The sequence below is a fragment of the Pseudomonas sp. IT-93MI4 genome (assembly GCF_949767635.1).
In the GTDB taxonomy this organism is placed as follows: domain Bacteria; phylum Pseudomonadota; class Gammaproteobacteria; order Pseudomonadales; family Pseudomonadaceae; genus Aquipseudomonas; species Aquipseudomonas putida_A.
The window spans coordinates 1-10,859 of record NZ_CATKPP010000010.1 but is presented as its reverse complement, the minus strand read 5'-3'; the positions used below and the strand labels follow the sequence as shown (position 1 = coordinate 10,859).

Annotated in this window: 8 protein-coding genes; 6 read left to right on the top strand and 2 right to left on the bottom strand. The window is 61.2% G+C overall.

Annotated elements, in window-relative coordinates; translation table 11 throughout:
- Positions 1-111: 111 nt before the first annotated feature.
- Complete coding sequence (gene bioB / locus ACM6I7_RS06875; protein ID WP_027610689.1) at positions 112-1,167, bottom strand: biotin synthase BioB; 1,056 nt, start codon at positions 1,165-1,167, stop codon at positions 112-114.
- 91 nt (positions 1,168-1,258) lie between these two features.
- On the opposite strand from bioB, the gene ACM6I7_RS06870 reads away from it, so the two are divergent.
- The 5 genes from ACM6I7_RS06870 to rarD all read left to right on the top strand — a co-directional run bounded on the left by ACM6I7_RS06870 (position 1,259) and on the right by rarD (position 7,185).
- Positions 1,259-1,993: a ComF family protein gene (locus ACM6I7_RS06870; protein WP_414888212.1), complete on the top strand. Its 735-nt coding sequence runs from the start codon at positions 1,259-1,261 to the stop codon at positions 1,991-1,993.
- A 190-nt stretch (positions 1,994-2,183) separates the two neighbouring features.
- Positions 2,184-2,948 carry a TOBE domain-containing protein gene (locus ACM6I7_RS06865; RefSeq protein WP_097089095.1) on the top strand — a complete coding sequence of 255 codons (765 nt, stop codon included), beginning with the start codon at positions 2,184-2,186 and terminating at the stop codon, positions 2,946-2,948.
- Between the two features lie 70 nt (positions 2,949-3,018).
- The gene (locus ACM6I7_RS06860; protein WP_414888211.1) at positions 3,019-4,920 is read left to right on the top strand and encodes a PhoX family protein; all 1,902 of its coding nucleotides are present in this window, start codon (positions 3,019-3,021) and stop codon (positions 4,918-4,920) included.
- Positions 4,921-5,129: 209 nt separating this feature from the next.
- Positions 5,130-6,104 (top strand): serine/threonine protein kinase, encoded by a 975-nt coding sequence (locus ACM6I7_RS06855; protein WP_115988752.1) that lies wholly within the window; start codon positions 5,130-5,132, stop codon positions 6,102-6,104.
- Positions 6,105-6,297: 193 nt separating this feature from the next.
- Positions 6,298-7,185: an EamA family transporter RarD gene (rarD, locus tag ACM6I7_RS06850; RefSeq protein ID WP_095137447.1), complete on the top strand. Its 888-nt coding sequence runs from the start codon at positions 6,298-6,300 to the stop codon at positions 7,183-7,185.
- Between the two features lie 223 nt (positions 7,186-7,408).
- On the opposite strand, the gene ACM6I7_RS06845 is transcribed toward rarD, so the two are convergent.
- Positions 7,409-7,927, bottom strand: a complete 519-nt coding sequence (locus ACM6I7_RS06845) for a glycine cleavage system protein R (RefSeq protein WP_123469342.1) — start codon at positions 7,925-7,927, stop codon at positions 7,409-7,411.
- A 636-nt stretch (positions 7,928-8,563) separates the two neighbouring features.
- On the opposite strand from ACM6I7_RS06845, the gene ACM6I7_RS06840 reads away from it, so the two are divergent.
- Positions 8,564-10,741, top strand: coding sequence for a malate synthase G (locus ACM6I7_RS06840; protein WP_414888210.1), 2,178 nt, complete (start codon positions 8,564-8,566; stop codon positions 10,739-10,741).
- Positions 10,742-10,859: the final 118 nt, after the last annotated feature.

The window sequence follows — 10,859 nt, the reverse complement described above, 5'->3', positions numbered from 1 at the left end:
GCTCGCGAAGGCGGTCTGACATTCAACGGTAATGTCGACTGCACTGACGCTTTCGCGAGCAAGCCCGCTCCCACAGGGGTTTTGCATTCCTTCAGAGAAATCCGCGCAGGTTTAGACCGCCGCGTTATAGAACTGCTCGCTGCTCTTCTGCTCCACCAGCGCCTGCTCGATCGCGGCCTGATGCACTTCATCGGCATGCTCTTCGCGCGCTTCCGGTTGAATGCCCAGACGCGCGAACAGTTGCATGTCCTTGTCGGCCTGCGGGTTGGCGGTGGTCAGCAGTTTGTCGCCGTAGAAAATCGAGTTGGCACCGGCGAAGAACGCCAACGCCTGCATCTGCTCGTTCATCGCTTCGCGGCCGGCGGACAGGCGTACGTGGGATTGCGGCATGAGGATGCGCGCCACGGCGAGCATGCGGATGAAGTCGAACGGATCGACGTCATCGGCGTTTTCCAGCGGCGTGCCGGCGACCTTCACCAGCATGTTGATCGGCACCGACTCCGGATGCTCCGGCAGGTTGGCCAACTGGATCAGCAGGTTGGCGCGGTCGTCCAGCGACTCGCCCATGCCGAGAATGCCGCCGGAGCAGATCTTCATCCCCGACTCACGCACATAAGCCAGGGTTTGCAGGCGCTCGCTGTAAGTACGGGTGGTGATGATGCTGCCGTAGAACTCCGGCGAGGTGTCGAGGTTGTGGTTGTAGTAATCGAGACCAGCCTTGGCCAGCGCCTCGGTCTGTTCCTGATCGAGACGACCGAGAGTCATGCAGGTTTCCAGACCCATGGCTTTCACGCCTTCAACCATCTTCAGCACATACGGCATGTCTTTGGCCGACGGGTGCTTCCACGCCGCGCCCATGCAGAAACGGGTCGAGCCGATGGCTTTGGCGCGGGCAGCCTCTTCGAGGACTTTCTGCACTTCCATCAGCTTTTCTTTTTCCAGGCCGGTGTTGTAGTGACCGGACTGTGGGCAGTACTTGCAGTCTTCCGGGCAGGCACCGGTCTTGATCGACAGCAGCGTGGAAACCTGCACGCGATTGGCGTTGAAATGTGCACGGTGCACCGTCTGCGCCTGGAACAGCAAGTCGTTGAATGGCTGTACGAAGAGCGCTTTGACTTCGGCTAAAGACCAGTCGTGACGCAGGGTGGCAGAGGTGCTGGCGCTCATGGGCAGTTCCTTGGTTATGCTTGGCTGGCGGCTGCGGGAACGGAATACCCACAGGCGCGACACGGATGTTCGGCATATTTAAGGAAGAGTCATGCGCTGTCAACCACGAGACGAAGCACAGGTTTACATCTGTTTAAAAAACGTACAAAGCTGTTTGTTGTGCGATGAACCCGCAGAAGCAGAAGTGCCAATCTGCGTCGCCTGCGAAACCGATCTGCCCTGGCTCGGCGACCATTGCCAGACCTGCGCCTTGCCGCTGCCCAGCGCTGGCCTGACCTGCGGCGGATGCCGGCTAGAGCCGCCGGCGTTCGAACAGGTGGTGGTGCCGTGGCGCTATGACTTCCCGGTGGACAGTCTGATTACGCGCTTTAAACACAACGCGAAATGGCCGTTTGGTCACCTGCTCGCCGACGTTGCCGGACAATACCTGCAACATCGCTTCGATGAAGGTTTGCCGCGGCCCGATGTGTTGTTGCCGGTGCCACTGGCGAGCAAACGTCTGCGTCAACGCGGGTTCAATCAAGCGGCGATGCTGGGCCGATGGTTGAGCCAACAGCTGGATCTGCCTTTTGAGGAACATGCTCTACGGCGGATCCACGACACCAGCGCCCAACAGGATCTCGACGCTAAGGCGCGCAAGCGCAATTTGCGTCACGCCTTCGCTCTGGCCCCTGACGCAAAGGTGAAAGGTCGGCACTTCGCGTTGATTGATGATGTGCTGACCACCGGCGCCACGGCCCAGGCACTGGCGCGACTGCTGCGGGATGCAGGGGCGGCGCGAGTTGACGTGTATTGCCTGGCGCGCACGCCAAAACCGGGGAACTGAAAGTCAGCACAATCCCATTGTGGGAGCGGGCTTGCTCGCGAAGGGGCCTGCACATTCAGCATCTTTGGCGACTGACCCACCGCCTTCGCGAGCAAGCCCGCTCCCACAGGGAGGACAGCGTGCGGCTTGACTCTCGCGCTCCAAGCCGCCAACTTCACTTCCCACCGCCACCGTGAAAAAGCACCCATCCATGTCCCTGCCCACCCTGCTCTCCCAGCACATCGTCCGCCGTCCGCAGCGCATCGCCCTGCTGCAACACATTGCCGAACAGGGCTCGATCACCCGCGCCGCAAAAAGCGCCGGGCTGAGTTACAAAGCGGCGTGGGATGCGATTGATGAGCTGAACAACCTGGCGCAGAAACCGCTGGTGGAACGTGCGGTCGGCGGCAAGGGCGGCGGCGGTGCCAGATTGTCCAGCGAAGGCGAACGGGTGTTGCGTCTGTACCAAAAGCTGCAAGCTTTACAGGCGCAGGTGCTGGAGGCCGCTGAGGACGCCAGCGATCTGGATCTGCTTGGGCGATTGATGCTCAGAACCAGCGCGCGCAACCAGTTGCACGGCAAAGTCGTGGCTATCGAGGGTCAGGGCCGCAACGACCTAATTCGCCTCGAACTGGCCGAAGGCCTGTGGATCAACGCGCAGATCACCCACGACAGCACCGTGCACCTGGAACTGCAACCGGGCACCGAAGTGGTGGCCTTGATCAAGGCTGGCTGGCTTGAACTACTGCCCCCGGAGCAAGTTGCAACATCTGGACACAATCTTCTGAGCGGCACTATCGAAGCCATTCTCGATGCCGAAGACGGCCCCAGCGAAGTGCGCATCGCCCTGCCCAACGGCCAGACGCTCTGCGCTCTGGCGGAGCCGCTGCAGCTTCGCACCCGCGGGCTGAGTGTCGAGCAACCGGTGCAGGTGCAGTTCTCGCCGTCCAATGTGCTGATCGGCACGCCGCTGTAATAAGGCGCTGCAACGAAAGCGTAATCGACGCTCATTAAGGTGGCTGCCAAAACCAAGCAGGGAGCCTGATGTGAGCCTATTAGAAGAAAACCAATCCACAGATCTGGAAAAGATGGTCGGCCTCAGCCGTCGCGGTTTCATCAGCGCCGGTGCGCTGTGCGGCGCCGCCATGTTCCTCGGCGGCAACCTGCTGAGCCGCAGCGCGCTGGCCACCGGCATCAGCGCCGGCAACAGCCGCCTGCTCGGTTTCGAGAGCATTCCCGCCGCGACCACCGATGTCATCAGCCTGCCCAAGGGCTACAAGTCCTCTGTGCTGATCAGTTGGGGTCAGCCGCTGCACAAGAACGGCCCGGCGTTCGATCCGAGCGGCAATGGCACCGCCGCCGCCCAGGAAGTGCAGTTCGGCGACAACAACGACGGCATGAGCCTGTTCGAATTCCCCGACGACCGAAACCGTGCGTTGATGGCGATCAACAACGAATACACCAATTATCGCTACCTCTACCCGCACGGCGGCATGCCGCAATCGGCCGAAGACGTGCGCAAGGCGCTGGCCTGTGAAGGCGTGTCGGTGATCGAAGTGCAGCGCAGGAACGGCCAATGGCAGTTCGTCCAGGGCTCGCGCTACAACCGCCGCATCCACGGCAACTCGCCGCTGCGCATCAGCGGCCCGGCGGCTGGTCACGAGCTGATGAAGACGGCCGCCGACAAGCACGGCAAGAGAGTCCTCGGCACCTTCCAGAACTGCGCCAACGGCAAGACACCGTGGGGCACCTATCTGACCTGCGAAGAAAACTTCACCGATTGCTTTGGCAGCAGCAACGCCCAGCAGCAGTTCGACCCGGCGCAAAAGCGCTACGGCGTGTCGGCCGCCAGCCGCGAGATCAACTGGCACCCGTTCGACCCGCGCTTCGACATGGCCAAGAACCCCAACGAACTCAACCGTCACGGCTGGGTGGTCGAGATCGATCCGTTCGATCCGCAATCGACCCCGGTCAAGCGCACCGCCCTCGGCCGCTTCAAGCATGAAAACGCCGCACTGGCCGAGACCGATGACGGTCGCGCCGTGGTGTACATGGGCGACGACGAGCGTGGCGAGTTCATCTACAAGTTCGTCAGCCGCGACCGCATCAACCATCGCAATGCGAAAGCCAACCGCGACCTCCTCGACCACGGCACGCTGTATGTGGCCAGGTTCGACGCCGGCGACGGCAACCCGGATCACCCGAAAGGCCAGGGCCAGTGGATCGAACTGACCCACGGCAAGAACGGCATCGACGCCAGCAGCGGTTTCGCCGATCAGGCCGAAGTGCTGATCCACGCCCGCCTCGCCGCCAGTGTGGTCGGCGCCACGCGCATGGACCGCCCGGAATGGATCGTGGTCAGCCCGAAGGACGGCCAGGTTTATTGCACCCTGACCAACAACGCCAAGCGCGGCGAAGACGGGCAGCCGGTGGGCGGGCCGAACCCGCGCGCGAAGAACGTCTACGGACAGATCCTGCGCTGGCGCACCGACCGCGACGATCATGCGGCGAAAACCTTCGCCTGGGACCTGTTTGTGGTCGCCGGCAACCCGGGTGTACACGCCGGTACGCCGAAGGGCGGTTCGTCGAACATCACCCCGCAGAACATGTTCAACAGCCCGGACGGTTTGGGCTTCGACAAGGCCGGGCGCTTGTGGATTCTGACTGACGGCGACTCGAGCAACGCTGGGGACTTTGCCGGGATGGGCAACAACCAGATGCTCTGTGCCGACCCGAAGACCGGCGAGATTCGCCGCTTCATGGTCGGGCCGATAGGTTGCGAAGTCACCGGGATCAGCTTCTCGCCGGACCAGAAAACCCTGTTTGTCGGGATTCAGCATCCGGGCGAGAACGGTGGTTCGACCTTCCCCGAGCATCTGCCGAATGGCAAGCCACGGTCTTCGGTGATGGCGATTACCCGTGAGGATGGCGGGATCGTCGGCGCCTGATAAATCGCTTTCGCGAGCAAGCCCGCTCCCACATTGGATCGGCTGAGTGCATGAGATGGTCGGCACACCGGATATCCACTGTGGGAGGGGGCTTGCTCCCGAAGAGGCCCTTCCAGGCAGCCCACTATTCAAGGCAAAACCCTCAACTCCCACAGTCTGCGCTACCATGCTGGGCCGGACGCGGCAGCCTGCTGCGCGCAGGAGTCAGCATGGCCCACCCGTTTGAAACCCTCACACCCGATCTCGTACTCGATGCCGTCGAAAGCATCGGGTTTCTCAGTGATGCGCGCATTCTGGCGCTCAACAGCTACGAGAACCGCGTCTATCAGGTCGGCATCGAAGACTCCGAACCGCTGATCGCCAAGTTCTACCGTCCGCAGCGCTGGACCAACGAAGCCATCCTCGAAGAACACCAGTTCACCTTCGAACTGGCCGACGTCGAAATCCCGGTGGTGGCGCCGCTGATCCACAACGGCCAGACCCTGCACGAACACGCCGGTTTCCGCTTCACCCTGTTTCCGCGTCGCGGCGGGCGTGCGCCGGAGCCGGGCAATCTCGATCAGTTGTATCGCCTCGGCCAGTTGCTCGGGCGGATTCATGCGGTCGGCGCGACCAAACCGTTCGAACACCGTGAAGCACTGGGCGTGCAGAACTTCGGCTATGCCTCGCTGGCGACGTTGCTTGAAGGCAACTTCATCCCCAAGAGCCTGCTGCCGGCCTACGAGTCCGTCGCCCGCGACCTGCTCAAGCGGGTCGAAGACGTCTACGCCGCCACGCCGCACCAGAACATCCGCATGCACGGCGACTGTCACCCCGGGAACATGATGTGCCGCGATGAAATGTTCCACATCGTCGACCTCGACGACTGCCGCATGGGCCCGGCCGTGCAGGACATCTGGATGATGCTCGCCGGCGACCGTCAGGAATGCCTCGGGCAACTGTCGGAACTGATGGACGGCTACAACGAATTCCACGACTTCGATCCCCGTGAACTGGCGCTGATCGAACCGCTGCGCGCCCTGCGCCTGATGCACTACAGCGCCTGGCTGGCACGGCGTTGGGATGACCCGGCGTTCCCGCACAGCTTTCCTTGGTTTGGTACCGAACGGTATTGGGGCGATCAGGTGCTGGCGTTGCGTGAGCAGCTGTCGGCACTGAACGAAGAACCACTGAAACTTTTCTGATTCACCACAAACCATTGTGGGAGGGGGCTTGCTCCCGAAGGCGGTGTGTCAGGCAATTATTCTGCTGCTGATACACCGCATTCGCGAGCAAGCCCGCTCCCACATTTGGCCAGTGTTCACAAATTCAAAACTCATTTGCCAACAAATCTCCTTACAATCCCTGCTTTGTCAGCTGCCTAAGCAAGGATTCTGCATGCAAGCCGCCAACCCGCGTCGCGGGTACATTCTGGGCCTGAGTGCCTACATCATCTGGGGCCTGTTCCCGATCTACTTCAAAGCCATCGCCGAAGTCCCCGCTGTCGAGATCATCATTCACCGCGTGTTGTGGTCGGCACTGTTCGGTGCGCTGTTGCTGATGGTGTGGAAGCATCCGGGCTGGTTGCGCGAGTTGCTCGACAACCCCAAGCGTCTGGCGATTCTGGCCCTGAGCGGCACCTTGATTGCGGCCAACTGGCTGACCTATGTGTGGTCGGTGAACAACGGGCGCATGCTCGAAGCCAGCCTCGGTTACTACATCAACCCGCTGGTCAACGTGCTGTTGGGGATGCTGATTCTCGGCGAACGCCTGCGGCGCATGCAGTGGATCGCGGTGGGGCTGGCCGCCGTCGGCGTGGCGCAGCAGGTGTGGCAGGTCGGCAGTCTGCCGTGGGTGTCGCTGGTGCTGGCACTGACCTTCGGCTTTTACGGTTTGATCCGCAAACAGGCGCCGGTCAAGGCCTTGCCGGGGCTGGTGGTGGAAACCTGGATGCTGGTGCCAATTGCCGTGGCCTGGCTTCTGTTCAACCAGACCGCCACCAGCGCCCAACCCGAGTTTTGGACCACCTCGCAAGCCTGGTGGCTGGTCGCGGCGGGGCCGGTGACGCTCATCCCGCTGGTGTGTTTCAATGCTGCCACCCGTCATCTGCCCTACACCACCATCGGTTTCCTCCAGTACACCGCGCCAACCCTGGTGCTGCTGCAGGCGGTGCTGCTGTTTGGTGAGCATTTGTCGTCGAGCACGCTGATCGCGTTCATCTTCATCTGGGCTGGTCTGGCCGTTTACAGCGTCGATGCAGTGATCAGTTTGCGCCGGCGCAGCTGATCAAAAAACGCACAAAGCTTCGCAGGCCACGGTTCTCGTGGCCTGCAACGTTCCTTCCCAAGGTTATCCACAGCGTGATCCCCGCCGTTTGTGCGCAAGTCACTGAATGCTGGCGGTTTTTTGATCAGCATGCTGCAAGCCACGGCCGACGTGGCGTTGCGCCCGGTCTCTACAGGTTATCCACAGGCAGGTGCATGTAAAAACTGGATAACCCGGGCAGCGATTAAACTTCTGTGCGTAACACCAGTTCGACCATCAGATCATCGGCCAGGGTTTCCAGACGCGATTGCAGCACATCCAGCGACAAGGTCAGCGGCACCGCCAGAATCGCTTCGGCGTGGAACAGCGGCTCGCTGCTCATCGGCGCCGGCCGCACTTCGGTCACCAGCCGTTCGAGGTTCACCCCCTGCTCGCTGAGCAAACGGGTGATGTCGCGCACGATGCCCGGGCGGTCATTGCCCACCAGTTCCATGGCAATCGGTTTCCAGGTGCAGGACTGCTCGATACCACTCTCCGCGATCAGCACGCGAATGCCCTGTGCCGACAGCGCTTGTAGGGAATCGACTAATTCGTCGTAAGCCTCCGCCGGTACGCCCACCCGCAGAATCCCGGCGAACTGCCCGGCCATCCGTGACATGCGGCTTTCCAGCCAGTTGCCGCCGTGCTCGGCGATGCATTGGGCGATGCGCTCGACCTGCCCCGGCTTGTCCGGAGCAAACACAGTGAGTACGAGATGGTCCATGGCGCCGCCCTCTTGTCATGACTTTTGTTATAGAAAGGCAAGTATAGGCAAGGGTTTGATTCAGCCCAGGCAGCAAACCTGTGTCTTGGTTTTGGATGCAACCTGTGGCGAGGGGATTTATCCCCGATCGGTTGCGCAGCAGCCGTAAACCCTGTCAGCTCGGTCTACCTGTCAGCGCGCAGGGGGCGGCTTCGCCACCCATCCGGGATAAATCCCCTCGCCACAGAGTGTGCACCGCAGGGGAATGCCATAGCAGGCAGAAAGGATTTATGTGTACAACTTTTTATATTTAGCTGGAACAATCCGATGGTTTTTTGAGAACATCCCGTTCCGCGACGTGACCGCAATGCGTCATGAGGTCGCAGAACGACGTTATTAGTCTGATTTTCACAAGCGCAACGCATCATGTAGTATGCCTCGGCGCGCACTACATAACGCTGGATCGATGTCTGCCCAAGGCACGTTCGCAACCCTGAAAGCCCCGTCAGCAAGGCCCCCAAGCCGTTGATTGGTCCCAGCCCAGCCGCCAGCAATGGCATGTACTGGTCGGAAGGTTTGTGGTTTAAATGGCCAGAGGCTTCATTGTCAAAATTGAAGAGCTGAAAAGCGAAATAGCTGAGCAGAGTGAGGCAAGCAATGACTGAACACGTTCAAGTCGGTGGCCTGCAGGTCGCCAAAGTCCTGTTCGACTTCGTGAACAACGAAGCCATTCCCGGTACCGGCCTCACCGCCGAAAAATTCTGGGAAGGTGCCGACAAGGTCATTCATGACCTGGCGCCGAAGAACAAAGCCCTACTCGCCAAACGCGATGACTTCCAGGCTCGTCTTGATGCCTGGCATCAGGAGCGTGCTGGTCAGGCGCACGACGCCGTGGCCTACAAAGCCTTCCTGCAAGAAATCGGTTATCTGCTGCCAGAAGCGGCTGATTTCCAGGCAACGACGCAAAACGTCGATGATGAAATCGCCCGTACCGCCGGCCCGCAACTCGTGGTTCCGGTGATGAACGCCCGCTTCGCCCTCAACGCCTCGAACGCCCGCTGGGGTTCGCTGTACGACGCCCTTTACGGCACCGACGCGATCAGCGAAGACGGTGGCGCGGAAAAAGGCAAAGGCTACAACAAGGTGCGTGGCGACAAAGTCATCGCCTTCGCCCGCGCGTTCCTCGACGAAGCGGCGCCCCTGGCCGCTGGCTCCCACGTCGATTCGACGGCTTACAAGATCGTTGACGGCAAACTGCTGGTCACCCTCAAGGGCGGCAGCAACACCGGCCTGCGTGACGATGCTCAACTGATCGGCTTCCAGGGCCCGGCAGACGCGCCGGTCGCGATCCTGCTGAAGAACCACGGCCTGCATTTCGAAATCCAGATCGACGCCAGCACCCCGGTCGGCCAGACCGATGCCGCCGGCGTCAAAGACATCCTGATGGAAGCGGCACTGACCACCATCATGGACTGCGAAGACTCCGTGGCTGCCGTCGATGCCGACGACAAAGTGGTGATCTACCGCAACTGGCTCGGCCTGATGAAGGGCGACCTGTCCGAAGAAGTCGCCAAGGGCGGCCAGACTTTCACCCGCACCATGAACCCGGATCGCACCTACACCAAGGTCGATGGCAGTGAACTGACCCTGCACGGTCGCTCGCTGCTGTTCGTGCGTAACGTCGGTCACCTGATGACCATCGACGCGATCCTCGACAAACACGGCAATGAAGTGCCGGAAGGCATTCTCGACGGTCTGGTGACGTGCCTCGCGGCGATGCACAACCTCAACGGCAACACCTCGCGCAAGAACACCCGCACCGGCTCGGTCTACATCGTCAAACCGAAGATGCACGGCCCGGAAGAAGCGGCGTTCACCAACGAGTTGTTCGGTCGCATCGAAGATGTGCTGGGCCTCAAGCGCAACACCCTGAAAGTCGGGATCATGGACGAGGAGCGCCGCACCACGGTCAACCTCAAAGCCTGCATCAAGGCTGCCAGCGAGCGCGTGGTGTTCATCAACACCGGTTTCCTCGACCGTACCGGCGACGAAATCCACACCTCCATGGAAGCTGGCCCGATGGTGCGCAAGGCCGACATGAAGGCCGAGAAGTGGATCGGCGCCTACGAGAACTGGAACGTCGATATCGGTCTGAGCACCGGCCTGCAAGGTCGTGCACAAATCGGTAAAGGCATGTGGGCGATGCCCGACCTGATGGCGGCGATGCTCGAACAGAAAATCGCGCACCCGCTGGCCGGTGCCAACACCGCCTGGGTACCGTCGCCGACCGCCGCTGCGCTGCACGCGCTGCACTACCACAAGGTCGACGTGTTCGCCCGTCAGGCCGAACTGGCCAAGCGTGCCCGTGCTTCGGTAGACGACATCCTGACCATTCCGCTGGCGGTCAACCCGAGCTGGACCCCGGAGCAGATCAAGAACGAACTGGACAACAACGCCCAGGGCATTCTCGGTTACGTGGTGCGCTGGATCGACCAGGGCGTGGGTTGCTCCAAGGTGCCGGACATCAATGACGTCGGCCTGATGGAAGACCGTGCAACGCTGCGCATCTCCAGCCAGCACATCGCCAACTGGCTGCGCCACGGTATCGTCACCGAAGCGCAAGTGATGGAAAGCCTCAAGCGCATGGCGCCAGTGGTTGACCGTCAGAACGCCAACGACCCGCTGTACCGTCCGCTGGCACCGAACTTCGACAGCAACATCGCCTTCCAGGCGGCGGTCGAACTGGTGATCGAAGGCACCAAACAGCCGAACGGCTACACCGAGCCGGTACTGCACCGTCGTCGTCGCGAGTTCAAGAAGGCCAACGGCCTGTAAGTTTGCGCTGATGTGAAAAAGCCCTGATCGAGAGATCAGGGCTTTTTTGTTTGTGCGGTTTGGGAGGTGATTTGTGGAGGACTTTAGACCGGTCCCCCTCACCCCAGCCCTCTCCCCC

Coding starts and splice junctions, on each gene's coding strand:
- bioB (WP_027610689.1), bottom strand. CDS start 1,167: ATGAGCGCCAGCACCTCTGCCACCCTGCGTCACGACTGGTCTTTAGCC.
- ACM6I7_RS06870 (WP_414888212.1), top strand. CDS start 1,259: ATGCGCTGTCAACCACGAGACGAAGCACAGGTTTACATCTGTTTAAAA.
- ACM6I7_RS06865 (WP_097089095.1), top strand. CDS start 2,184: ATGTCCCTGCCCACCCTGCTCTCCCAGCACATCGTCCGCCGTCCGCAG.
- ACM6I7_RS06855 (WP_115988752.1), top strand. CDS start 5,130: ATGGCCCACCCGTTTGAAACCCTCACACCCGATCTCGTACTCGATGCC.
- rarD (WP_095137447.1), top strand. CDS start 6,298: ATGCAAGCCGCCAACCCGCGTCGCGGGTACATTCTGGGCCTGAGTGCC.
- ACM6I7_RS06845 (WP_123469342.1), bottom strand. CDS start 7,927: ATGGACCATCTCGTACTCACTGTGTTTGCTCCGGACAAGCCGGGGCAG.
- ACM6I7_RS06840 (WP_414888210.1), top strand. CDS start 8,564: ATGACTGAACACGTTCAAGTCGGTGGCCTGCAGGTCGCCAAAGTCCTG.